33 protein-coding genes and 1 pseudogene are annotated in these 20,562 nt (G+C 34.4%); 14 read left to right on the top strand and 20 right to left on the bottom strand.

Annotation, left to right across the window (positions count from 1 at the left end; translation table 11 throughout):
* Positions 1–76: 76 nt before the first annotated feature.
* Both WKH56_RS29885 and WKH56_RS29880 read right to left on the bottom strand, forming a co-directional pair.
* Positions 77–259: a hypothetical protein gene (locus WKH56_RS29885; RefSeq protein ID WP_243495027.1), complete on the bottom strand. Its 183-nt coding sequence runs from the start codon at positions 257–259 to the stop codon at positions 77–79.
* Between the two features lie 133 nt (positions 260–392).
* Positions 393–599 carry a hypothetical protein gene (locus WKH56_RS29880; RefSeq protein WP_063247133.1) on the bottom strand — a complete coding sequence of 69 codons (207 nt, stop codon included), beginning with the start codon at positions 597–599 and terminating at the stop codon, positions 393–395.
* Positions 600–785: 186 nt separating this feature from the next.
* Between WKH56_RS29880 and WKH56_RS29875 the strand changes: the two genes are divergently transcribed.
* The 4 genes from WKH56_RS29875 to WKH56_RS29860 all read left to right on the top strand — a co-directional run bounded on the left by WKH56_RS29875 (position 786) and on the right by WKH56_RS29860 (position 1,990).
* A complete protein-coding gene (locus WKH56_RS29875; RefSeq protein ID WP_310884045.1) occupies positions 786–950 on the top strand; it encodes a hypothetical protein in 165 nt (54 codons plus the stop codon).
* Between the two features lie 42 nt (positions 951–992).
* A complete protein-coding gene (locus tag WKH56_RS29870) occupies positions 993–1,199 on the top strand; it encodes a hypothetical protein (RefSeq protein ID WP_016766362.1) in 207 nt (68 codons plus the stop codon).
* A 342-nt stretch (positions 1,200–1,541) separates the two neighbouring features.
* A complete protein-coding gene (locus WKH56_RS29865) occupies positions 1,542–1,748 on the top strand; it encodes an alpha/beta-type small acid-soluble spore protein (RefSeq protein WP_168761155.1) in 207 nt (68 codons plus the stop codon).
* Positions 1,749–1,831: 83 nt separating this feature from the next.
* Complete coding sequence (locus WKH56_RS29860; RefSeq protein ID WP_196299089.1) at positions 1,832–1,990, top strand: hypothetical protein; 159 nt, start codon at positions 1,832–1,834, stop codon at positions 1,988–1,990.
* 221 nt (positions 1,991–2,211) lie between these two features.
* Here the strand turns inward: WKH56_RS29860 and WKH56_RS29855 are convergent.
* A pseudogene (locus tag WKH56_RS29855) lies at positions 2,212–2,313 on the bottom strand (esterase); the annotation flags it as partial.
* A gap of 265 nt (positions 2,314–2,578) precedes the next feature.
* Between WKH56_RS29855 and WKH56_RS29850 the strand changes: the two are divergent.
* Positions 2,579–3,367 (top strand): hypothetical protein, encoded by a 789-nt coding sequence (locus WKH56_RS29850; RefSeq protein ID WP_221832190.1) that lies wholly within the window; start codon positions 2,579–2,581, stop codon positions 3,365–3,367.
* 4 nt (positions 3,368–3,371) lie between these two features.
* Positions 3,372–3,842: a hypothetical protein gene (locus WKH56_RS29845; RefSeq protein WP_221832188.1), complete on the top strand. Its 471-nt coding sequence runs from the start codon at positions 3,372–3,374 to the stop codon at positions 3,840–3,842.
* Positions 3,843–4,053: 211 nt separating this feature from the next.
* On the opposite strand, the gene WKH56_RS29840 is transcribed toward WKH56_RS29845, so the two are convergent.
* Positions 4,054–4,572: a YfiT family bacillithiol transferase gene (locus WKH56_RS29840; RefSeq protein WP_275210886.1), complete on the bottom strand. Its 519-nt coding sequence runs from the start codon at positions 4,570–4,572 to the stop codon at positions 4,054–4,056.
* A 268-nt stretch (positions 4,573–4,840) separates the two neighbouring features.
* Here WKH56_RS29840 and WKH56_RS29835 point away from each other — a divergent pair, with 268 nt between their 5' ends.
* Positions 4,841–5,071: a hypothetical protein gene (locus WKH56_RS29835; RefSeq protein ID WP_275210884.1), complete on the top strand. Its 231-nt coding sequence runs from the start codon at positions 4,841–4,843 to the stop codon at positions 5,069–5,071.
* A 79-nt stretch (positions 5,072–5,150) separates the two neighbouring features.
* Here WKH56_RS29835 and WKH56_RS29830 read toward each other — a convergent pair whose 3' ends face one another.
* From WKH56_RS29830 to WKH56_RS29805, 6 genes are all read right to left on the bottom strand, one after another.
* Positions 5,151–5,642: a hypothetical protein gene (locus WKH56_RS29830; protein WP_243495029.1), complete on the bottom strand. Its 492-nt coding sequence runs from the start codon at positions 5,640–5,642 to the stop codon at positions 5,151–5,153.
* 218 nt (positions 5,643–5,860) lie between these two features.
* Positions 5,861–6,136, bottom strand: a complete 276-nt coding sequence (locus WKH56_RS29825) for a hypothetical protein (RefSeq protein ID WP_063247136.1) — start codon at positions 6,134–6,136, stop codon at positions 5,861–5,863.
* A gap of 27 nt (positions 6,137–6,163) precedes the next feature.
* Positions 6,164–6,454 (bottom strand): hypothetical protein, encoded by a 291-nt coding sequence (locus WKH56_RS29820; RefSeq protein ID WP_063247137.1) that lies wholly within the window; start codon positions 6,452–6,454, stop codon positions 6,164–6,166.
* On the bottom strand, positions 6,454–6,753 hold the full coding sequence (locus WKH56_RS29815) for a DUF2089 family protein (protein ID WP_063247138.1): 300 nt from the start codon (positions 6,751–6,753) through the stop codon (positions 6,454–6,456). Before WKH56_RS29815 ends, WKH56_RS29820 begins: the two co-directional genes overlap by 1 nt.
* A gap of 209 nt (positions 6,754–6,962) precedes the next feature.
* Positions 6,963–7,244, bottom strand: coding sequence for a hypothetical protein (locus tag WKH56_RS29810; protein WP_025749994.1), 282 nt, complete (start codon positions 7,242–7,244; stop codon positions 6,963–6,965).
* 81 nt (positions 7,245–7,325) lie between these two features.
* Entirely contained in the window at positions 7,326–7,511 is a 186-nt protein-coding gene (locus tag WKH56_RS29805) for a hypothetical protein (RefSeq protein WP_028414911.1), read from the bottom strand.
* A gap of 109 nt (positions 7,512–7,620) precedes the next feature.
* On the opposite strand from WKH56_RS29805, the gene WKH56_RS29800 reads away from it, so the two are divergent.
* A complete protein-coding gene (locus tag WKH56_RS29800; RefSeq protein WP_243495030.1) occupies positions 7,621–8,058 on the top strand; it encodes a hypothetical protein in 438 nt (145 codons plus the stop codon).
* Positions 8,059–8,132: 74 nt separating this feature from the next.
* Here WKH56_RS29800 and WKH56_RS29795 read toward each other — a convergent pair whose 3' ends face one another.
* The 3 genes from WKH56_RS29795 to WKH56_RS29785 all read right to left on the bottom strand — a co-directional run bounded on the left by WKH56_RS29795 (position 8,133) and on the right by WKH56_RS29785 (position 10,427).
* On the bottom strand, positions 8,133–8,534 hold the full coding sequence (locus WKH56_RS29795) for a DUF2178 domain-containing protein (RefSeq protein WP_342837247.1): 402 nt from the start codon (positions 8,532–8,534) through the stop codon (positions 8,133–8,135).
* Between the two features lie 492 nt (positions 8,535–9,026).
* A complete protein-coding gene (locus tag WKH56_RS29790; protein WP_231099188.1) occupies positions 9,027–9,464 on the bottom strand; it encodes a DUF3267 domain-containing protein in 438 nt (145 codons plus the stop codon).
* Between the two features lie 381 nt (positions 9,465–9,845).
* On the bottom strand, positions 9,846–10,427 hold the full coding sequence (locus WKH56_RS29785) for a manganese efflux pump (RefSeq protein WP_063247141.1): 582 nt from the start codon (positions 10,425–10,427) through the stop codon (positions 9,846–9,848).
* A 119-nt stretch (positions 10,428–10,546) separates the two neighbouring features.
* Between WKH56_RS29785 and WKH56_RS29780 the strand changes: the two genes are divergently transcribed.
* Complete coding sequence (locus WKH56_RS29780; protein WP_243495031.1) at positions 10,547–11,188, top strand: DUF1232 domain-containing protein; 642 nt, start codon at positions 10,547–10,549, stop codon at positions 11,186–11,188.
* Positions 11,189–11,231: 43 nt separating this feature from the next.
* Here the strand turns inward: WKH56_RS29780 and WKH56_RS29775 are convergent, their stop codons facing one another.
* Complete coding sequence (locus tag WKH56_RS29775) at positions 11,232–11,504, bottom strand: DUF3973 domain-containing protein (protein WP_063247143.1); 273 nt, start codon at positions 11,502–11,504, stop codon at positions 11,232–11,234.
* Between the two features lie 192 nt (positions 11,505–11,696).
* Here WKH56_RS29775 and WKH56_RS29770 point away from each other — a divergent pair, with 192 nt between their 5' ends.
* On the top strand, positions 11,697–12,038 hold the full coding sequence (locus WKH56_RS29770; RefSeq protein ID WP_375166594.1) for an SPW repeat domain-containing protein: 342 nt from the start codon (positions 11,697–11,699) through the stop codon (positions 12,036–12,038).
* Positions 12,039–12,278: 240 nt separating this feature from the next.
* Here the strand turns inward: WKH56_RS29770 and WKH56_RS29765 are convergent, their stop codons facing one another.
* From WKH56_RS29765 to WKH56_RS29755, 3 genes are all read right to left on the bottom strand, one after another.
* A complete protein-coding gene (locus tag WKH56_RS29765) occupies positions 12,279–13,151 on the bottom strand; it encodes an AraC family transcriptional regulator (RefSeq protein WP_342837246.1) in 873 nt (290 codons plus the stop codon).
* A 249-nt stretch (positions 13,152–13,400) separates the two neighbouring features.
* Positions 13,401–13,970: an MEDS domain-containing protein gene (locus WKH56_RS29760; RefSeq protein WP_028414918.1), complete on the bottom strand. Its 570-nt coding sequence runs from the start codon at positions 13,968–13,970 to the stop codon at positions 13,401–13,403.
* Between the two features lie 1,128 nt (positions 13,971–15,098).
* Positions 15,099–15,692, bottom strand: a complete 594-nt coding sequence (locus WKH56_RS29755) for an NAD(P)H-dependent oxidoreductase (protein WP_342837245.1) — start codon at positions 15,690–15,692, stop codon at positions 15,099–15,101.
* A gap of 119 nt (positions 15,693–15,811) precedes the next feature.
* Between WKH56_RS29755 and WKH56_RS29750 the strand changes: the two genes are divergently transcribed.
* Positions 15,812–16,189, top strand: coding sequence for a winged helix-turn-helix transcriptional regulator (locus WKH56_RS29750; protein WP_013058468.1), 378 nt, complete (start codon positions 15,812–15,814; stop codon positions 16,187–16,189).
* A gap of 124 nt (positions 16,190–16,313) precedes the next feature.
* Here the strand turns inward: WKH56_RS29750 and WKH56_RS29745 are convergent, their stop codons facing one another.
* Both WKH56_RS29745 and WKH56_RS29740 read right to left on the bottom strand, forming a co-directional pair.
* Positions 16,314–16,499: a hypothetical protein gene (locus WKH56_RS29745; RefSeq protein WP_342837243.1), complete on the bottom strand. Its 186-nt coding sequence runs from the start codon at positions 16,497–16,499 to the stop codon at positions 16,314–16,316.
* Positions 16,500–16,749: 250 nt separating this feature from the next.
* A complete protein-coding gene (locus tag WKH56_RS29740; RefSeq protein ID WP_342837241.1) occupies positions 16,750–17,532 on the bottom strand; it encodes a GNAT family N-acetyltransferase in 783 nt (260 codons plus the stop codon).
* A 149-nt stretch (positions 17,533–17,681) separates the two neighbouring features.
* On the opposite strand from WKH56_RS29740, the gene WKH56_RS29735 reads away from it, so the two are divergent.
* Positions 17,682–18,113, top strand: a complete 432-nt coding sequence (locus tag WKH56_RS29735; protein WP_342837239.1) for a terpene synthase — start codon at positions 17,682–17,684, stop codon at positions 18,111–18,113.
* Between the two features lie 420 nt (positions 18,114–18,533).
* Complete coding sequence (locus tag WKH56_RS29730; RefSeq protein WP_080963362.1) at positions 18,534–18,674, top strand: YvrJ family protein; 141 nt, start codon at positions 18,534–18,536, stop codon at positions 18,672–18,674.
* Between the two features lie 14 nt (positions 18,675–18,688).
* On the opposite strand, the gene WKH56_RS29725 is transcribed toward WKH56_RS29730, so the two are convergent.
* Positions 18,689–19,954 (bottom strand): molybdopterin molybdotransferase MoeA, encoded by a 1,266-nt coding sequence (locus WKH56_RS29725; protein WP_342837237.1) that lies wholly within the window; start codon positions 19,952–19,954, stop codon positions 18,689–18,691.
* 114 nt (positions 19,955–20,068) lie between these two features.
* On the opposite strand from WKH56_RS29725, the gene moaC reads away from it, so the two are divergent.
* A complete protein-coding gene (gene moaC, locus WKH56_RS29720; RefSeq protein WP_033580001.1) occupies positions 20,069–20,557 on the top strand; it encodes a cyclic pyranopterin monophosphate synthase MoaC in 489 nt (162 codons plus the stop codon).
* The last annotated feature ends 5 nt before the right edge of the window (positions 20,558–20,562 follow it).

The raw sequence follows: 20,562 nt of genomic DNA, 5'->3' as shown, positions 1-20,562 counted from the left end.
TTTAGTGGAAAAATCCTTCTAACATATAAAATAGAAGGATCTTTTTAATAAAATAAAACGCTGCAGAATATTCCTGCTAATAAATATAACGTTCAAAATGTTCTCTATTCATATTTGTTTTGAACATAGAGGTACTCAGTCCTGAACGATTTATTAGCGGTTGGCTGCCTTCGTTTTCTTTAGGTATATTCATTTCAAGACCTTGTATAGTGAAAGGATCATACATATACGTTGTTCGTTCAGTTTCTGTATGCGACATTAACTTCACCTCTATTAATAGCCCTCGTTTTTTTAAACCATGTTAACTCGTTTACAGCAGATCCTCTAATAAAAATAGCTACGTTTCATAGGTCTTTTCGCTAAAAAAGATCCGCCATTTTTGACTTTTTTTATTACGTTGTAATTTCTTGTGGCTCTTCGCCTTCAAGGTCAGTAAAGAAATTTTCTAAAGATTCCCTTGGGTCAAGAGCACGTCCGTCTTCTTCGACAATACGGTTAAGCGTAGGGTCATTATGGCTATCTTTATTTTTATAGTTGTTATAATCAACTCTTTCTGCAATTCCTGAATTATCAACGTCTTTAAAGTCTTTCTTTGGCATAAAAACACCTCCTAGCCCTATTGTTTGAAAATTTGAAGATAAAATAAGTGGAAGGTTAAGTTATATTTTTATTTCCCCAGAATTAATTAGATACTTGTTGCTAAGAGATATGTACAACACGCTTAATTGTTTTACGAAATGGGGAAACTAAAGCGCCAAAACTTACTTTGCTGAGGAGGAATATAAGTGGAAGGAAACCCTAGCACAAGACAGTTTCAAGATGATCTAAAGCAGTATCAAATGCCAGATTCAGTAAAAAAACAAAAATCTGGAACTTATCGAGTTGGATTTGAATCAAACACTGAAATTGAAAAATTACAGAATCAGCAAGAAGGCAAAGAAAAGAAATAAGCTTGATCAATTTATGCTTTTACATGACGAGGAGGGTATCCCATGGATCAACAAAAAATGTTAGCAAATGAATTAAGTAACATGCTTACAGAAAATAAGCTGCCGATTACAATTGAAGAAGATATCCATGAAATCTGCAGAGGTTTACAATCAGGTGAAATCAGCGTGAATGATTTGAAGGAAAAAGATCCTTTTGTTGTAAATGCAGTTCAAGAAGCAATGGATAGAATCAATAAACCTAACTCTTAAAACAGATATAAAAAGCAATCCTTTGAGGCAGCTTTTTGAATATTGATTGTTTTCATCAAGCAAAAGACTAACTCTTTATAGAGTTAGTCTTTTTTCCTTCAAATAATATACCCATGAACATGAAAAAAGAATGACAAACGAATTGTCATTCTCCCTCCTACACATGGCAAGCGTTTAGTTTTTAGTCACAAGGAAATGAAACATCTAATCCCACTTTTTACAGTGTCGGTTGTTTCTAAAAATTAGTATGTCATCATAACAAGGAAATACACATCCATTATTTACCACGAATACATCTCTTCCACAATAGGAAACTTAAGAAAAACAAGGAGGTGACACAACATGGCAAACAACAACAGCAATAACAATGAATTATTAGTATACGGTGCTGAACAAGCAATCGATCAAATGAAATATGAAATCGCGAGCGAATTTGGTGTAAACCTTGGTGCTGATACAACTGCACGTGCAAATGGATCAGTAGGTGGCGAAATCACAAAACGTCTTGTACAAATGGCTGAGCAACAACTGGGCGGCGGACGTTTCTAAGACAACTTTATAATCGATGGCTGAAGGAAGAATGGATCTCCATTCTTCCTTTTTGTACGAATAAAAAAAGAAGGAGAGATTATATGCAGCAAAATCAATCGGCTAACGAAAATGCTGGTTTTACTGAAAAATCAACAGCTTCTGCAACAAATGCACAACAAGTAAAACAAGAAATCCAAAGAGACGTAAATGAAGGACAAGGTGCAATGACTTCTCGAGAAGCAGGCGCAATGCGCGATTAAAAAAACGCTTTAAGCAGTTTTTGATCACACACTCTTTGTATAAGAACCTATAAAAGTACCTCAATTAACCGAGGTACTTTTAGCAGTCTACTCTATTTCGACGCGAGAGATACTGTGACTTCGGGTGTGTTTCATCAGGTCCATACTGGTGAAACACAAAGGCAAACGGTCTAATCCCCAATATATAAAAGGCGAGCCTGCCTTGTCCACCTGAAAAATAATTAGTTTGTATTTTGTCCGTCGCCATTCAGCCCTTCTTTTATGTACCCGTTAACCTGACTATTTGAAAGCAACCCAATATATCCAATGCCATAAAGTTGAATATATTTCTATATCTTGAACAAACGAATCAAGACGCCATGAAGCATCTAACCACCTCTTTATTAACATAATACCAATTGTTAGAAACAACATGTAAAAAAGGTCTCTATCGAAAAATAAAGAGCTTTTTCTTATCAACGAATTCTCTATTTTGACAAAGATTAAGTGTATATCAATGGATTGCATAAAATAAGTAAACAAGACCATATTAAATATGAATGATAGGTATAAAAAGTATATTTCCTTCCAAACCATAGGAGATCGTATATGAATAATTATAAAAATGACAATACTGCAAGACGCTATATTGCTCATGTTAGTATATTTGGAACGACTCAAATTCATTTAAGAAACCCCTATATTGTTGCTTGGTGGTCAGCAGCTTTTCCTGGGTTTGGACACTTGCTACTGTCTAAATATCTTCGCGGCTTTGTGTTATTTATATGGGAGGTCGTCATAAACCTTAAATCTCATGTAAATTTAGCAATGATTTATTCTTTTCAAGGAAACATTGATATGGCCAAAGACGTGCTTAATACAAGATGGCTTCTTATTTATATTCCCGTTTATATTTTTGCTATATGGGATAGTTACCGAACAACCGTTGATTTAAATAAAATATACGTGTTAGCTGAAAGAGAAAATCATCGGTTCAACTCCTTTAGTATAGGAGCCATGGAAATAAACTATTTAGATAAACGGAATCCCGTCTTGTCGGTTGCCTGGTCCTTTTTGATGCCAGGTCTAGGACAACTTTATATTCATCGGATCATTGGTGCTTTCTTTGTTATCATTTGGGCAGTCATTTTCTTTTATTACTCTCACCTGCTTGAAGGGGTTTCTCTACTATTTTTAGGAGAAATAAAACAGGCTACTTCCATTTTAAATAAAGAATGGTTGTTATTTTTCCCTTCCCTATATGGTTTTGCTACTTTTGATTCCTACATGAATACTGTCGAGAACAATAAACTTGTGGAAAGAGAGCAAAAAAATTTCTTCGAGAAAACGTACCAACATCCAAGCTTTTGTATTGCGAAAGGAAAAAAGGTGGAGTGAAAATATGCAGGTCTTTTCCACATTTGAATACTCCAGTTACATAGAATTAGCTGTTTCAGATCTAGAAAGAAAAGGGATAAAGAAAGAAGATATATTTATTGTTCCTCTCAATAATCGAACGGAAGATCGCCGGATTTTTGACAGCCTTCATCGAGCCGATGGAGTTTCTCTTATTGATCTAGGAATGGCTCTAGCAACAGCTTTTTCAGTCATCGGCGCAAGCATTGGTTTTAAACTAAGCTGGGGGCCCATCTACTGGGGACTAATTAGTGCTTTTATCGGATTTATCTTAGGACTAGGAATTAAACTATTTATGTTTAAAGTAATCAAGAAAAATCAACGCCTTTTACGCGGCAAACATTCGGAAGTTATACTCATTGTGGATTGTCATACTGTGGACGCCGGAGTGGTTGAACAAACCTTGTGGGAAAACCTTGCCTTAGGTGTTTCAAAAGTCAGATCTGATGGCTTATAAAAATAAGTCACCATCGTACAATACAATAGCGAGATGCAGGATGAATGAATCACTATTCAGGATTAGAGATAACTTCCTTAACGGTTTGAGGGATTGAGGGAGTTTTCCTGTTTTTAAGCTGTATACTCTTTAATTAGCATAATTCATTTATTAGAACTAAAAAAGCTCTTAAAAAGAGCTTTTTTAGTTCTAACATATGTTAAATGCCTTTCTACCATCCTTTTTGATTTCTTAATGTCGTAATATGAGCAACATGATGCTTTCCATGCCAGGCGTACGTAGCTATCAATTGCTCAATCGTCACTTCCCCGTTTTCAGGATGATGGATAGTTTTCTTCAAGTCTTTTTCATCAAGCGAGTTTAACAATGTATAAAGGCGCTTATGTAAAGCTGAAAAAAGTTGGAGAGAAACTTCTATGGGTAGCTCATTATCAGGAAGATTCGACCAAGCTACTTCATCATATGCCTTAATAGTAGGCGCTTGCTCTGTTAACCCTAATTTAAAACGGGTATAAGCATTCATATGGGAGTCAGCTAAATGATGGACAACTTGACTTAATGTCCAGCCGCCTTCTCGATAAGGCGTGGCTAATTGTTCTTTTGTCAGTCCTTCTACAGCATCAGCTAATTGCTTTGGGGCATCTCCAATGTCATGAATCCAACCTTGAATATCTTCTTGCTGAATATTTTCTTTCACAGTAAATTTCCCAATCGGATATTGATTAAACATATTTCTTCCTCTCTTTCTATTTTTATTACTATCTAGTATAGCACTTTACTCAAAAATAAATTTAACTATTCAGAATTAAATATAGGTGAAGAATTATAATTTATACATATGGTGTGTACTTTCAGTTATCATCATGTATCTTCTCCGCAGTACAAAGACCTGCCTTTGCTATAATTCATGATCATTATTTCCCTAAATTAGGCCGCTTTTAATTAAAACAATAAACATATAGATAAACTTGCCGTAAAATTAAAGTGAGGTGAGTAAAATGAGCAGTGATTATAAAAGCTATTTCTACAGTAAGTTCTTTTTAATATATTTTATTACCATGTCATTATTTATTAGTGTTGATATTATAGAATCAGGAAGAATTACACTTTTTTCTTTTGCAGACAGCTGGAATTTCATTTTGTATCAAATTGGTTTTTGTTTAATTGCTATTGGCTTTTTTAGTGCCTTCCTTTCAACCTTATTATGGAAAATAAAAAGAGTTAAATAAATACGTCATAGCTCCCCACAGAAATAACAAAAGACCTTCAGCTATTAGAAGATCCTTTTTGGATAGTTGCTTTAAGCGCTTATAATCTTGACTGAGAATCATTGGTTTGCCCAATTACTTTTTCCACGATGTACTGATATCCATATAAAACAACGGCTAAAACCGTAGTCATCCCCCAGTACATGCTTGGCGACATCTTTTTCATTTTAAATATGCCCACTTTTTTCAAAGCGCCGCCAAAAGGGAAAATATTAAACCAGTCTAACACCGTATTGGCAAGTATGTATTTTAGAAAAGAGCCGTACGTTAGCTTAAATATCCAAAGCGTTCCTATTAAGTGCGGACCTAAAATATAAGTAAAATCTATAGGTGCTTTAGGAAATAAAGGATTATTATTTCTAAACCATTTTTTCTGATTGGCAATGACGGTAAACACAATGATGAATAAGTTAGCGAAAGTAGCTACAGGCAAAAAACGGACAAATGATTTTGTTCCTATAAAAGGCACGGTTAACCATGGAAAGATTAGCACGCTTAAAGAAATGATCAATTTTCTTTTATACTTACGCATGAATTGTCTCCTCAAACTATATTTTCCAAAATATTATTACCTAAAATTGAAAGGTTATGTAACATGCACAACGATTCTAGGCAAAGATAACCTAGATAACCATGACATACGTATATTTTTATATTTCTAGGCGTTTCTACCTTTGCACTTTATAATGGTGAATCGTGATAAAGAAAGCAAAGAGAATGTTCTCTTTGCTTTTTTGCCTTTATGCTACTTTATATATCCTGAGTTTTCATTTTATTTAATTCATCTTGCTGCTTCTTTTTAAAAATCTTTCTTCCTTCTTCCCATTCGATGAGAAATATACTTAAACCAAATAAAAGCAATAAAATTAATTTGATTGGGTGATTTATTTGGTGAGCTGTAAATATCCATCCGCAGTATACTAAGTAAGCTGTTGGCATAATCGCTCCCCAGTATACACTTGCTCGAGTAGATAAAAAGTAATGAACGGCACATATCAGTACAAAAAATAACAAATGATGAGGCATGATTTAATCTCCCTTTCAAAGATTCCTTTATATATCCTGAGTTTTCATCTTATTTAATTCATTTTGCTGCTTCTTTTTATGAGAATCTCTTCCTGTTCCCCAGTCGACAATGAATATAGACAACACAAAAAGGATTGCTAAAGGAGCCTTTATAGGATGATCCATTAGTATTTGATGATTCGTAAACAATCTCCATCCACAATAGGATAGAAAAGCGGTTGGAACGATAGCTCCCCAATACACACTCGCTCGAGTAGATAAAAAATGATGACCTAAAATTGCAATAGCAATAACTACAATCGTACTCCAATCAGACATTACTTAATCCCCTTTTCACCTTTATATTTCTCTATAATCAGCTTGGCATCTTCTAAGCTAATGCGCTCTTCAATAGCAAGCTTTTTAACAAGGCTAATTAATTCTTCTTTATCATGTTCTTCATTTATCTCAATCTTTTGTATTAAACGATCCAAACGTATACGAACAGTTGGATAGGACACTTCGTAGTCTTTTGCAAGCTGTTTTAAAGAACCTGAATTTAATACAAATTTTCTTATAAATTCTACATCATCACTTTCTAACGACAGTATCCACGAAGGAACATCTCTATTATCCATATATAACCACCTCTTCCTTTTTTAATATACCATGAACTTAAATAAAGTTAAAGTATTTTTTAATAAAATTAAAAACACTAATAAAATAAAGTTTCGTTTTATTAGTGTTTTTAGTTTATATAGCGTTTATTTCTAGTGACGATGGCATTAGAATCCAATCCTCAAAAAAAGAAGCATCTAGTCTTTAAAGACTAAATGCTTCTCCTCCTTTACACCTTATAGATTTCATTAGACGACAGCCAGTCAACGAATTGATGATACGGATAATATGTAGTCCCTTTCAGCTCTATTTTTGGAGCTCCAGGATATTTAGTTAACAGTTCTTCAATTTCACCCTTACTCAAATGAAAGTGATAGTGCAGATCTTTTTCTTTAATCAAATAAGGATATTTTGATTTCCTTTGAGGTTTACTAAAATTTTTTAAACCATCGCCTATAAAATAACCAAGGGCAGCTAATCCTAACGCTAACCAAAAAAAGTTCATTTCCAAAACAGGATACCCCCCAAACATTTCTAATAAATACATTCTAGCGTAAGATTCATAACAAAGGGATCTTACTTTATAAGATCTCTACAAATTAGCCAGTTTTTCATCAGCTATAAACTTCATAAGTATACCTGCCCCTGAAACATTTAATAATATGCTGCTTCCTAAAATAACACCATATAATAATCCAGCTATATGTAATGTTAAAGCTAAAATCAAAAAGACTGTTCCTATACCGACTAAAAATAATCCCAAGCTTCGATTATCCATCTATTTCACCACCAAAAAAATAAATATAGTTATATTTTAACATAATTATACTTATTTTACTTTTAAATGTTAAAATAGGCTTATTGATGAGCGGGGAGATTATAGGATCATGAAAAAAGTTATATCGTTTTTAATTTCTACCTTGTGCGGTAGCTTAGTTCTTTCTGGACTATCTTTTTCTAATGGTTACGAGCAAATGAGCTTAAACCATTTTCTAGACCAAATAATGTTTGGATTTATGTATATTGCACCATTTGTAATTGTATTAGGAATTCCTTCTTCTTTCATAATCGATGCTATTGTAAAGAATCAAACGAGGCATAAATATATAGTTGAGCTAGTATGGTATGTTGTGTTCGGTGTTATAACTGCATTCATTAGCTCCGTACTTATTTCACTACTTATCTCAATAGATGATCGTAAGTTTTTTATAAACTTGAGTTTAGTTAAACCATTCCTCTTTTTTTCTCTTAGTTGTTCAGTGCCGTTTGGAATCTGCTCTACCTTGTTGAAATTTAGAGTAAAAAAGAATTTTTTTAGTAAATAAATAGTGTACATCCTTCTAGCTTCTTATGAAAATCAAAAAGTTTAGAACCACAGTGGTTCTAAACTTTTTGATTTTTATCTATATCGCCTTGCCGAAAAGAATTGGACAATCGGAAAAATAATTAAAGAAAGACATATCGCTGCAAATAAAGATATGTTGCCAAAATCATTTCTTCTGACGAAAATAATTCGATCTAGTACCCAAAGAACAAAAAGAGCTATTGTTAGGATATGATAGCTTGTCTTTGCACTGATAGCAGCAATTTTCTTTCCCATTTCATCTTTTTGTACTTTTTTATCAGATCCCCATGTACTAAATTGCAACCAGGCAATTAATAAAAGGACAATTCCTAGAATACTATTTAGATTTAATTTCTTGTCATTTATAAAATCCGTTATGTATAAAGTAAGCAGCCCTAAAGTAATAATACCTAATATAATACCTCCAACTACATTGTTTCTTCTCTCATTATTCACCATAAATCCCTCCTGCTTCTATACAAAAATAATTCGTCATCACTTACATTAAAATTCTGTACTACTAGAAACGCTAGAACTAACTTGAATCATACTTAATAATTTCAACAGTATTAATCATTTGCCTGGAAACTTAGCACGCATTCACTAACCCCTCCGAGGATAATTTCTTTGGTTTCCTAAGGTTCTTTCATTCGGTGGTGCATTTATATCCCTCTACACCAACATGTAAAACATCTTTTACATATATAGTTTATGGTAAAAATTTCATAATATCAAACACCTTTTACAAAATTATTGAATTACTTTATGGTATTAGTAACTCCAAAGACAGTACCTTTAGAAAACATCGTCTAGTTTACCTATTACAGTAAACACTACAATCCTTACTTTTATCTTGGAATACCGGCTGGTTTTATCAGCACAAAAAAAGCACCTAATTACTACAGGTGCTCCTTTTCTAGATGTGAATACAAATAAACCAATCTACTACTATTTTACGTGATAATAACCTCTGCAAAAAAACGAGTTCTTCGGTTTAATCGCAATTAAAAATGAGTTATAGATATCTGAGCCAGAAATGAATGTATTTATCCAACATACAAACAATAGGATGGATCTAATATTTCCTGATACATAGAACGACGTAATAGCAGGAACTATCGATAATACAAGAAAAGGCAAGCTCATAAAGATCCAATATCTCGTTTTAGATAGAGTTGCATTTGTATTGAGCCAGAAAAATATTCCGCTAAATGTCAAGCTCACATCACCTTTTTTATATACGACTAAAACGTGCAGACATTCATGAATAGCAAAGACAATCATACCCATTATAATAAGATAAAAGAGATTGATGTGAGTAAAGTCTGCTCCAAAGAAATAAGGTATCAATAGAATAATAATTTGAAGTAAATATACAAACTTCATATAGTGTTTTCGATACCACGTATTCTGGATAAAAGGCGTCCATTCAGAAAAGTCCCTGCTTATTTGTGGCAAGTGGCGAAACCAACTGATGATAAGCGTTCCCTCCCTTGTCCAAACTTCCACTAATTATGCGTTTGTTTTAACGTAAAATCTCCTAATATATATTACGCTTTATTATTTAAATACTGAGTAAGAAAATACACTGCAGCATTTGTGAGTTGATCACTATGTCCCGCCCCCCTAATATAAAGAATATATTGATTATATTTCCATTTTATCATAGTTTAGTGGATGAACACGGTATACGAACTTAATCAACATAATGTACTAACTTAAAACATAAGGAAGAGACGCCACTTGCTTTAAATGGCGTCTCTTCTTTTAGAATATTTGAGTAAAAGCTACAATTAAAATCGTAATCCCGCTGATTAACGTTCCAAATTGACCTAATGTAAACTTCCCAATTTGAACATTTGCTGCTTTTTGCCCCACCATTACTCCTAGCCATACCGTTATAAAACTACCAAATGCTGATGTGAGCGAAATAGCTAAAGGTGATAAACCAAGTAAACCCGCTCCTAGACCGTTTGTAAGTGCATTGGCTGAAAGTGCAACACCTAGCACACTGCTTTCAACCCAGCCAATATATCGTACGTTTTCTTGACCACTACTATCTAATTCATCAATTTCATTATTTTTTTGGGAACCAACTAATAAAATAATTCGAATTCCAATTAGCGTTAATAATACGACGGCTACAATAACATGGAACACCCCTGGTAAAATCGTTGAAAGCCATCGGCCAAACATAATCCCGGTCATGCTAAAGAGGAAACAAATAGCTGCTATTAGTAAATTCGAAAGCCATTTTATCCTGATTTTTCGTACTCCATAAGATATTCCTACACCAAAGTTATCTATACTTGATGATAGAGCAAAACCTAAAATGAATAACCATTCCATTTTGTATTCTCCTTTTGATGATAATATTGAGGAAATTTGCTCACTTGTTGCATATATTGTTGATAAACCTTCAATAAAATGAGTACTGCGCGTTGAAAAATATAAAGAGGTGAATCGCAATGTCAAACATCCAAAATGACCAAAGCCTTGGTCTGTTATTAAGGTCTTTATTAAAGGAAAATGCTTTATCTATGCGGAAACTAAGCTCACTTACGGGGATTGACACGGCAACTATTTCACGGATTATAAATGGCAAGCAGCAAGCAAATCTACATCATTTAAAGCAATTTGCACACTATTTAAATACGCCTCTTGAAGCATTGATTGATCCTGCTGAAGCTGCTTCAAACCATACAGAAAATGAACTAGAAACAGGCATTCATTACTCCATCGATAAAATTCAAGAAATACTTAAATCTTTTAATATAGCAGATACCAACTTTACGATTGAACGTGTAAAACAAGAACTAACAAAATACAAGCAATATGCACAGACAGACGAAGGACACAGCATGATCATAAATAACTTTCAATCCAAAATAGAGCAAGTAGGAAGCGTTGGTACTTTCATCGACCAATTAAAGCAAATGTATCTTGAATATTGTAGCGAAGAAACCTCAGCCGCCAAGCGCTCTATATTGGGAAGTGCGCTATTGTATTTTATTTTGCCTACCGATATTATTCCAGACTACGTCTTTCCAATCGGTTATTTAGACGATGCAATAGCTGTACAACTAGTGATGAATCAACTTACGGAATAAAAACTGAGTTTTATTAAGGGAACTGAACGCGGCATTCCGCTATTTATTGTGAAAATGGAACTTTTTCTGAACCATGACGATGAGCAGGTAAATACTCTGTTGCCTTCTTTAATTTAGATAATTCCTTTGGCACAATCTTTTTAATGATTTTTTCTTTTTTACATGGCTCGCATGACTCATGGTTGCATCTATGTGCACACATACCTAAAGGGATTTTCTCTCCTACAAATGGATCTATATAGACTCCATTTTCAAATAACTTACTCTTAATAAGATTTTCATTTTGCAATCTGCAGCAATTAACGCAATAGTACATTTGTTTTCACTCTCTTTCTTATACTTGATTTTGAAACATCTTATGAGAACTCATCAACAGAAGTGCTTGTTCCTACATGAAAAGTTGAAAAAATCTCAACAGGCGTTGATGAATACTCAACACACGTTACTTCCAAACATATAGTTTAATCATGACATCACTACGAGTGTCATAATTTGAGGGGGGATAATGATGAAAGCAAGAGGAATCGCTAACGCCGTAATTGGTATTTGGTTTGTTATGGCCCCGTGGATGCTTGGGTTTTCATATAATGCAGGGGCTACGTCAGCAAGTATTGTATTTGGAACCCTTCAAGTGATTATGTCTTTTTGGGGAGTTACTAAACCCGGATGGAATTCATGGCAAAATTGGATTTCACTCATTACCGGATTATGGTTTATTCTTTTTCCCTTTATTTATTCATTAACAGACGGGGTGCCTTGGTCTAGCGTCATACTTGGGTTAATGACCGTATTACTTAGTTTATGGAGCTTAAACTCTAAAGCAAGATTAAAATTAAAAGCTGTAAGTTAAAAAGCGAATAATATTCCAGTGTTTGCTTAAACTACTCAAGATACCGCAACGTATCGACTATGTGAGAAATAATTCTCCTAGCAGAAAAGCTCCCTACGGAAATAGGGAGCTTTTTCTGCTTTTTATGTAAGGACGGTACATATTTATTTAGTCAACGTAATGTAGTTGATAGAAAGCTCTAAAGTAGCAAAGGTAGATCACATTTGCGATCTACCTTTGCTCTCCATTACGGAGTCATCATTACTTTTTTAACACGGGTATCCATATTTCACTTTTAAAGGTTGGCGACGTTACATTTTTATGTTCATTCCATAAGATTTCCGGTCCTTCTAATTGTTCATAAGTTGAGGCCGGAAACCATTCTGAATAAATTCGTCCCCATACATCTTGTAATGTGTCAGGAAATGGTCCGACTGCTTCGAATACAGCCCATGTTCCAGCTGGCACTTCAAGTTGTACTAAATGATTGGGACAATCCTTAGTTGTGGCTACACCGATATAATGGTCCAGCTGCCCTTTTTCCTCCATTCTCCCTTCAGAAAAGTTCACAGATGCACTAAGCAAACCTAATGGTGTAACATTAGAAAGTTCTTTTAATTCACGTATTGTTTCATCGTTCAAGCTTTCCCACATAGCAGCAATCTTTGGATTGACTCCATGAAAGATTATTGGAACTCTTTCTTTAATACCGACTATATGAAAGTCTTCTTTTTTTTCAATGCGATAATTCATCTCATTTCCCCCTTTAATCGATAACTGAAAGGTCATTTTTGGAAATGCTTTAAGTGAACTGCCGCTCTTTTTAGCTTCGGAAGGAGTTATACCATGCAAATTTTGAAAAGCTCTTGTAAACGAATCTGGTGAGCTGTAATTGTACTTGATCGCAACATCAATGACTTTGATGTTACTATCTTTAAGTTCAAATGCTGCAAGTGTAAGTCGTCTTCGGCGAATATATTCTGATAAAGTAATACCTGCAAGAAAAGAAAACATTCTTTTAAAGTGATACTCAGAGCAAAGAGCCAGTCTTGCTACTTCTCTAAAATCGATATCATTGGTTAAATTCTCCTCAATATAGTCTAAAGCTCTATTCATATTTCTAAGCAAATCCATTTATATGACCTCCCTTATTATCAGAATAGCAGGATTTGAATAGACCTATCCGACATTTCATGCACAGTTATGCAGGCTTTTTTCTTCTGTTCATAAGTTTTCACAAACTTAAACAAGCTATTCAAAATGCAATTTTAGTTAACATAATAACTTTCGAAAACAACCAATAAAGAGCCTTAAAGTATAAGGCTCTTTATTGGTTCTCTATTCACCTGTGTTTTTATGAGCAAATCCCAACCAAAATAGCAATTACACTGCATCTGTCATTACATATAAATGGGATGGCGCAATTTTGTTTTCTAAAATTACGTATGGATGGCATTTCATTAAAGCGAGCTTAAGAACTTCTGGTACTCTCTCTTCATCATAAGCGCATACTAAATACAATCCGCCTTTATTTACTAATTTATCGGCTTCATTCTCAAACTCTTCTAGAATAGGTATAATTCCTTCTTGCTGTCCCCATTCTACATGAGCCCATATTTGAAAAGATGTATTGTTTTTATAGAAAGGATCTAAGTGTCTAGAAAGGTGTTCAAAGATTATGGCAGGCTGAAAACTTCCACTTGAACAGTAATAATCAAAATTATTAATAGTATGTATATAGGTTAATTGATCTTTAGTTAGAATTCCCTCTAATTTTTCAAAAATTAATGGAATTAATCTTTCACTTTCTATAACTAAAGTATGTCTCTTCTGTTCAATACCCGAAACAATATAAGACACAAGATTGTCTAAGTAACTTTTCATATCGTCAATATTGTAGTAAATATGAACGCTTTCATTATTCTGTATTAATTGAGCAAACTGATTTTTCAAATATGTACGCTCCCTTATATAAAATCAACCTAAATTTTAAGCCTTTTAAAATAGTAAATTATCTATTCATTAGAACAATTCTACGCTTTGCATTCTTGTCTGTCAAAGCTAGATGTTTTCCCCTTTGTTTTAGAGTGTACGGCTGCTTTTAGAACAGTGTATCCATATCGATTGCAAAGGGTATAACATTTGCGGCAATTATTCTGGCACCTTGACTAAAGAATACTATACCCCTTTTCAAATACGATTAAACCCTAACAAGAAATGATTATGGAATTAAACTTAAAAGAGAAGCTCTAACGTTTCTTCTATATTCATTTATGTCCTCTCAAAACCTTCCATTATACGGAAAACAGAATGTATGCAATATGCTGCTTCTAAGTACCAAAAAAGAGCATCTAATCACCACATTAGATGCTCTTTCTTATTCATCATTTTTTTACTTTACTTAAAATCCTATAATACCATTCACTATTAATGATCTTTAGTAATCTTAAACACATAAGCAGTACTACTATTACTAAGGACACACACATTGTAAATGTACTAAATACTTTTCCGGGAAACTCAAAAGAAAAAATATAAATGAAACAAGATGTGATAAATACAAGCATATAACAAGGTATTAAACATAGTTCATAGCTGAAATTTAGTTGTTTCATTCTCCTAAAAAGCGATTCACAGCCTATTTTCATAACAGCAAGATAAACAAATAACAGTATTCCACTAATTAAAGAAATCATAAATGAACTTGTCCTCCGCACGTCATTTTTGAAATCTATTTACCAATTGTACCAAATGAAAATTCCGACAATGATTAAAGGAACACATGCCATTAATATCCCATAAAAGGAGAGTTCGAATTTTTCTGGGTGACCCATATACGACCTTATCCCAACTCTATCTAGACTAGGTTTCTCAATCTCTGATTCCATTTTCTCCTTATCACACATATCAACCCACTCCTCTTCTTTTTTTCTTTACACAATGGAATAATAAAAAGTCTTCTATATTGATATGTTTACAAAGAAAATTCATTGTATACAATGTCCCTTTTGGGTTTACATAATAAAAAATAAATTGGATTTCTCTCATTAACGGATTATGGTTTGTTCTTTTCTCCTTGGTTTATTCATTAACAAATGAGGTATTTTCGTCTAGCTGTTTTAAATAATTACGAAAACGAATTTTCGGATTTAATTCTGTATTTGTAATATGCTTTACATAGCGAATTGAACTTTGACTAATATCATAGTCACTAATTTTATTGGAACGATATTCTACAAAAGGAGGAAGGTAGGTCATGCCAACTAAACTAGCAGATGCCTGGAACGGCTTTGTTATTTCGCTTACTGAAAATAAATTATACCCACCCGCTTGATAAGAATGTTCAGGCGAACCGATGGAAATAGCCAGCACCCACTCCTTTCCCGTCAGCTTCGTTCCACCAGGACCATGAGCCCATCCAAAGGTAAACACTTCATCAAACCACTGTTTTAAAAGTGGCGGACTGCTGTACCAGTACAATGGAAACTGAAAAACAATACGATCATGAGCAAGAAGCAGCTGCTGTTCAACTTTCACATCAATGGGTTGATCACAATATGTTTCATAAAGATCATGAATCGTTACATCCGTTTTATTCAAAGCTGATTCCTTCCATTTTTTATTTACTCGAGAAGATTCAATATGTGGATGTGCAATGAGTACTAATGTTTTCATATATAGACCTCCTTGTTATTTTTGGTATGATTATATTGTATATTTTGTAATAAATTAGAGGAAGTACGCACATTAATTAAACATAGTATAAAACTGTATACTACAAGGAGTGAAAATGGATGAGAAACCAAAAAGTAGGCTTCGACTATTCCCCCAGTAAAGTCGGGTGCCCGGTCGAAACCACATTAGACGTAATAGGTGGAAAATGGAAAGGAATTATACTTTATCATCTCATTGATGGAAAGAAGCGTTTTAATGAGTTCCGAAAACTATATCCTGCCATTACACAGCGCATGCTGACTTTACAATTAAGAGAGTTAGAAAAAGACGGTATTGTTCACCGTGAAATATATAAAGAAATCCCCCCAAAAGTAGAGTACTCCCTAACCGAATTCGGAAGATCTCTCGAACCAATCATTTTGCTTATGAAAGACTGGGGAGAAACGCATAAGAACAGAATTATTAATGCGAGAGCAATAGAAAAAGAAGAAATTTAAATATAAATTATATTTATTAATAGATTCGTGTACTTTAGATATGGCCTATACACGAGTAGTTACTGTAATGTAATAAGCTAAAAAAGTGCTTGGATAAATATTATCCAAGCACTTAAAAAATTAATTATGTATGACTTTTCTTTTTAATTTGTACACCTGTATAAATAGAGTTACCTATTAATATTGCGGTTCCTACAAGCCAGCCCACCGTAGGAAAGTGCTCGAATACATCTCTCAAAGCCATTCCTAAAGAAATGGCTGCTATTCCTAGCATTAATAAAAGTACAGTAATGCTTTGCTGTCTTTGCATATATGCCCCCTCACCCTCTTTTTCTTCTAGTTATTGTTTTTCTGTCTGCTCTTTTTTCCCTACAATCCAAGCTAAAGATAAAATTGAAACAGTTACAACTGTTGCCGTTAACATCCCTATATCCCCCTTTTATTCCTTATAATTACATTGTAACATACTTTTAGAACAGTGCTTACACATGCTTATTTTATCTAGACTTTGTTGCTTTAAAAGTATAATCGGTACAAAAAAGCCCTATTTTTAGGGCTTTTCATTTTAATACATATAAAGCGTACCTCTCTTCATTAGAAAATCCAAGTTTACTAGCTAATACTTTCGATGCTTCATTATTATTATCGCAATCCCAAGCAGGCATAACATTCTTTTCTAAACACTTATTTATAAATTCTTGACCCACTATTTTTCCCAATCCTTGTCCTCTATAGCTAGGATTAGTCACAATATCAATTTCAGCTATTGTTCCACTATGAAAAATCGACACACATTCAGCGACAATATTTTCTTTATAGATTACATAAACTCCTAATCCGTTTTTCAGAAAATGACTTTCTGATCCCCAGTAATCCACTATATATGATTCATTAAAATTCTTACTTTTTCTTAAAGCGTCGGAGTTAAAATCTTTTAACTCATAAAAATCGGGAAGATTATACTTAGAAGGAACTTTTGAAGGAACAAATCTATACTTAGAACGCATCATTTTCTTTACGTACGGTTCGAAAGTCTCGTCAAAAAAAGCCTCCCAGTCGGTCGATGGAGTAAAAACAGTAAAACGTTTTTCCTTACCATAAACATTCTCAACAAAGTAACGATAGAGAGATTTATTAAACACCCCATCATTTCCTTTACCAAATACATAATAGTCACCTGCAGGTATTCTAAGAAATCCTGACGTTGGCCTCATACGATCATTTACATACACAAATCCTTCAATAACATGATTAACGACAGAAAAAGCAAATGTAGGAGTCTTAAATGACGCTTTTAAAATGTTATGTATCTTATCATAATCTTTTGGTTCTAAACAATACATTTTATCTACTCCTCCTTAACAAAGTATATGTTTATATATTTGTTAATTAATACCACACAAGACTATTTTACTGTAAACTGAATACTACAGATTTAACAATATCTAATTTATAAAAATATCGTACATCAACATGTTAGCAGGAGGAACTTATGATATCGCTTCATAGAATTTTAAAATTGCGTGATTTAGAGATTTTCCATGTAACAAGAAATGGAAGAATCATATCATATGTAGTCATTGAAGACACTCGAAGTCCATTTACAGAAGAAGATAAAAAACTAGATCCATTATGTTACATGGATGAAGAAGATATTGACGCAATTTTAAACGTCTTTAGGATTTCAATCATTAATGATGAAAAATTAAATACAGAAGATTCAGACCTTATAACCTCGTTCTTTTCAGACTTTGTTAACGATACAAATTTAACAAACTTTATTATAAAAGAATACATTCAAGAAGATTTGTATAATCATGAAGTTAATCTAAAATTCTTCAATAAAATATTAAAAAACATAGGCTCAAATTATAGTATTGAAGAATTTGATGAAATCAACTGGATTTATTTATCTCAGGATTAAGACCGTGTACACAAACCACCCTCTTAGGCACACAGGAAAAAAGAGAACCCCTAGGGAAGTAAGGGTTCTGAAAGAGTCACTTTTATAGAATACGCTGCTTTTTATACATCCTTCATTTAATTGGCTTTTGATTAGGAGGACCCACGTAATCGATGAATTAAAAGCGCACCTTTTATTCATATGTTAGAACACATCCAAAGTAGTATTTATATTCAAAAACATGTTAAAATCTAGTAGTCATTTATACTCGAATACGTATAAATGAACCCTTACAAAAAAGCAGCCTCGCTTGCCAATGCCGAGGCTGCGTTTTCTTATTTTTCAAGGACTTTTGTCTTAAAAATGGCCGTATACCCTGCGAACAAATACTTAGAAATCACATATGATAATATATCTTCTACGTGAAGGAGGTATGCTACTATAGAAAATTTAGTTAGCTATATTAAAGATTTAGGTTTTCCAATTGCACTATCTTTTTACTTACTTGTTCGCATTGAAAGCAAATTAGATCGAATTACAGAACTGCTTCAAATTCTTATTGAAAAAAAGGACAAGCAATAAGCAGACTTCTGCTTTTATACCCAAAGCGAACTTGTACCTTCTTTTTCAAGATGCAGCACATCCACTTCTATTCCCCTATCGTATCCATGTTCTCCACCCGGAAGAACAATCAAGCCGTTCGCCGCAGCTAAAGATGAAATAGCACCCGACTTGTCCATGCCAACAGGCGTTACTAAGAGCCTTCCCCCTTCGTCTGTAATTTCTCCTCGCACCATTCTTGTGAATGCGTTAGGCTCTTTAAAACGGCCGTTTAACACCGCTTTTGTTTTATGTAAATGAGGCGCCGGTGAATGTAAAAAGCTGCGAACAATCGGACGTACAAACAGTTCAAACCCGACATAGCAAGCAGATGGGTTTCCTGATAATCCAAACAACAGCTGTCCGTTTCGTTCTGCGACTGTTGTGACGCTTCCCGGTCGCATCGCAATTTTGTTAAACAGCACATTGGCACCAAGCTTTTCATAAATAGCCGGCAAATAATCATAGTCACCAACGGATACCCCGCCGGTTGTCAGTAAAATATCCACTTCTTCAAGTGCTTTTTCTACCGCTTCATAGCAGCGGTCAAAATCATCTTCAAGCTTCCCTAAATATTTCGGAATTCCCCCGCTTCTTACGATTTGCGCAAGTGCCATATAAGAGTTGCTGTTGCGGATTTTTCCTGGCTCTAGCGGCTCGTTTACATCAAGCAGTTCACTTCCCGTTGTTAACACGCCAACCACCGGCTGCTTCACCACGGCTACATCCGCATAGCCAAACGTAGCTAAAAAAGCCGTGACGCCCGGATTAATGCGCGTTCCTTTTGAAACGAGCACGTCTCCTTTTTTTGTTTCTTCTCCTTTTAACGCAATGTGTTCCCACTTTGAAGCCCGCCTGCTTAACGCCATATACGTTTTGCCTTCTTTTTCATACGACTTCGTTACTTCAAGCATCACAACCGCATCACATGAATGAGGCACTTGCGCTCCTGTCATAATGCGCACTGCTTGAAACGGCTTTACTTCTTCTTCAAAAACAGAGCCAGCGCCGATTTCACCTACAACTTCGAACTCTACAGAATGTTCATTTGATACTTCTACGCAGTCTTGTGCTCGAACCGCAAAGCCGTCATAAAGCGATTTATTAAAATGAGGCACGTTTTGGTCGGCAATAATATCTTCTCCTAAATAGCGCCCGTAGCTTTCGGTGATCGATACGCGTTCGATGCTGCCTTTTCTTTTATATGTCATAACTTTTTCAATTGCTTCAGGAATTGAAATAGGTGTTCTGCTTTCTAACATACATTCTTCACTTCCTTTATGTCTGTTCACTTTTTACGCTATGGTGTAAAATCATAGCATATCTCACTATTTCTATCATACAACAAAATTTACTGAAAAAGGATGAAAACACCGATGTCTTCTTTTACACATTTTAATGACCAAGGCCGTGCCAATATGGTCGATATTAGCGAAAAATCTATCACTCGCCGCGTTGCAACAGCTCGTTCAAGCATACTCGTTAACAAAGAAATTCACGAAGCCATTGTAGAACATAAAATCGGAAAAGGCGATGTGCTTGCTGTGGCACAAGTAGCAGGGATTATGGCAGCAAAACGCACGTCTGACATTATTCCGATGTGTCACCCTCTTTTATTAAAAGGCGTAAACCTTTCATTTGACTGGGATACAAGCAATGACAAGTATCGTTTATTAATAGAAGCAACTGTTAAAACGGAAGGCTCAACGGGCGTTGAAATGGAAGCTTTAACTGCCGCTTCTGCCTGCGCTCTAACCGTTTATGATATGTGCAAAGCCATTGATAAAGGCATGATTATCGGCGAAACATATCTGCTTGAAAAATCAGGCGGCAAAAATGGTGACTACAAGCGTACGGAAGCGTAAAGGAG

It is taken from the genome of Priestia sp. SB1, from assembly GCF_038898415.1.
This window is presented reverse-complemented; position numbering and strand designations above follow the sequence as displayed.

Excerpts from the sequence above, each read along its gene's own strand:
- WKH56_RS29885 (WP_243495027.1), bottom strand. The coding sequence starts at position 259 with ATGTCGCATACAGAAACTGAACGAACAACGTATATGTATGATCCTTTC.
- WKH56_RS29880 (WP_063247133.1), bottom strand. The coding sequence starts at position 599 with ATGCCAAAGAAAGACTTTAAAGACGTTGATAATTCAGGAATTGCAGAA.
- WKH56_RS29870 (WP_016766362.1), top strand. The coding sequence starts at position 993 with ATGGATCAACAAAAAATGTTAGCAAATGAATTAAGTAACATGCTTACA.
- WKH56_RS29865 (WP_168761155.1), top strand. The coding sequence starts at position 1,542 with ATGGCAAACAACAACAGCAATAACAATGAATTATTAGTATACGGTGCT.
- WKH56_RS29860 (WP_196299089.1), top strand. The coding sequence starts at position 1,832 with ATGCAGCAAAATCAATCGGCTAACGAAAATGCTGGTTTTACTGAAAAA.
- WKH56_RS29850 (WP_221832190.1), top strand. The coding sequence starts at position 2,579 with ATGAATAATTATAAAAATGACAATACTGCAAGACGCTATATTGCTCAT.
- WKH56_RS29845 (WP_221832188.1), top strand. The coding sequence starts at position 3,372 with ATGCAGGTCTTTTCCACATTTGAATACTCCAGTTACATAGAATTAGCT.
- WKH56_RS29840 (WP_275210886.1), bottom strand. The coding sequence starts at position 4,572 with ATGTTTAATCAATATCCGATTGGGAAATTTACTGTGAAAGAAAATATT.
- WKH56_RS29835 (WP_275210884.1), top strand. The coding sequence starts at position 4,841 with ATGAGCAGTGATTATAAAAGCTATTTCTACAGTAAGTTCTTTTTAATA.
- WKH56_RS29830 (WP_243495029.1), bottom strand. The coding sequence starts at position 5,642 with ATGCGTAAGTATAAAAGAAAATTGATCATTTCTTTAAGCGTGCTAATC.
- WKH56_RS29825 (WP_063247136.1), bottom strand. The coding sequence starts at position 6,136 with ATGCCTCATCATTTGTTATTTTTTGTACTGATATGTGCCGTTCATTAC.
- WKH56_RS29820 (WP_063247137.1), bottom strand. The coding sequence starts at position 6,454 with ATGTCTGATTGGAGTACGATTGTAGTTATTGCTATTGCAATTTTAGGT.
- WKH56_RS29815 (WP_063247138.1), bottom strand. The coding sequence starts at position 6,753 with ATGGATAATAGAGATGTTCCTTCGTGGATACTGTCGTTAGAAAGTGAT.
- WKH56_RS29805 (WP_028414911.1), bottom strand. The coding sequence starts at position 7,511 with ATGGATAATCGAAGCTTGGGATTATTTTTAGTCGGTATAGGAACAGTC.
- WKH56_RS29800 (WP_243495030.1), top strand. The coding sequence starts at position 7,621 with ATGAAAAAAGTTATATCGTTTTTAATTTCTACCTTGTGCGGTAGCTTA.
- WKH56_RS29790 (WP_231099188.1), bottom strand. The coding sequence starts at position 9,464 with ATGAAGTTTGTATATTTACTTCAAATTATTATTCTATTGATACCTTAT.
- WKH56_RS29785 (WP_063247141.1), bottom strand. The coding sequence starts at position 10,427 with ATGGAATGGTTATTCATTTTAGGTTTTGCTCTATCATCAAGTATAGAT.
- WKH56_RS29780 (WP_243495031.1), top strand. The coding sequence starts at position 10,547 with ATGTCAAACATCCAAAATGACCAAAGCCTTGGTCTGTTATTAAGGTCT.
- WKH56_RS29775 (WP_063247143.1), bottom strand. The coding sequence starts at position 11,504 with ATGTACTATTGCGTTAATTGCTGCAGATTGCAAAATGAAAATCTTATT.
- WKH56_RS29770 (WP_375166594.1), top strand. The coding sequence starts at position 11,697 with ATGAAAGCAAGAGGAATCGCTAACGCCGTAATTGGTATTTGGTTTGTT.
- WKH56_RS29765 (WP_342837246.1), bottom strand. The coding sequence starts at position 13,151 with ATGGATTTGCTTAGAAATATGAATAGAGCTTTAGACTATATTGAGGAG.
- WKH56_RS29755 (WP_342837245.1), bottom strand. The coding sequence starts at position 15,692 with ATGAAAACATTAGTACTCATTGCACATCCACATATTGAATCTTCTCGA.
- WKH56_RS29750 (WP_013058468.1), top strand. The coding sequence starts at position 15,812 with ATGAGAAACCAAAAAGTAGGCTTCGACTATTCCCCCAGTAAAGTCGGG.
- WKH56_RS29745 (WP_342837243.1), bottom strand. The coding sequence starts at position 16,499 with ATGCAAAGACAGCAAAGCATTACTGTACTTTTATTAATGCTAGGAATA.
- WKH56_RS29740 (WP_342837241.1), bottom strand. The coding sequence starts at position 17,532 with ATGTATTGTTTAGAACCAAAAGATTATGATAAGATACATAACATTTTA.
- WKH56_RS29735 (WP_342837239.1), top strand. The coding sequence starts at position 17,682 with ATGATATCGCTTCATAGAATTTTAAAATTGCGTGATTTAGAGATTTTC.
- WKH56_RS29725 (WP_342837237.1), bottom strand. The coding sequence starts at position 19,954 with ATGTTAGAAAGCAGAACACCTATTTCAATTCCTGAAGCAATTGAAAAA.
- moaC (WP_033580001.1), top strand. The coding sequence starts at position 20,069 with ATGTCTTCTTTTACACATTTTAATGACCAAGGCCGTGCCAATATGGTC.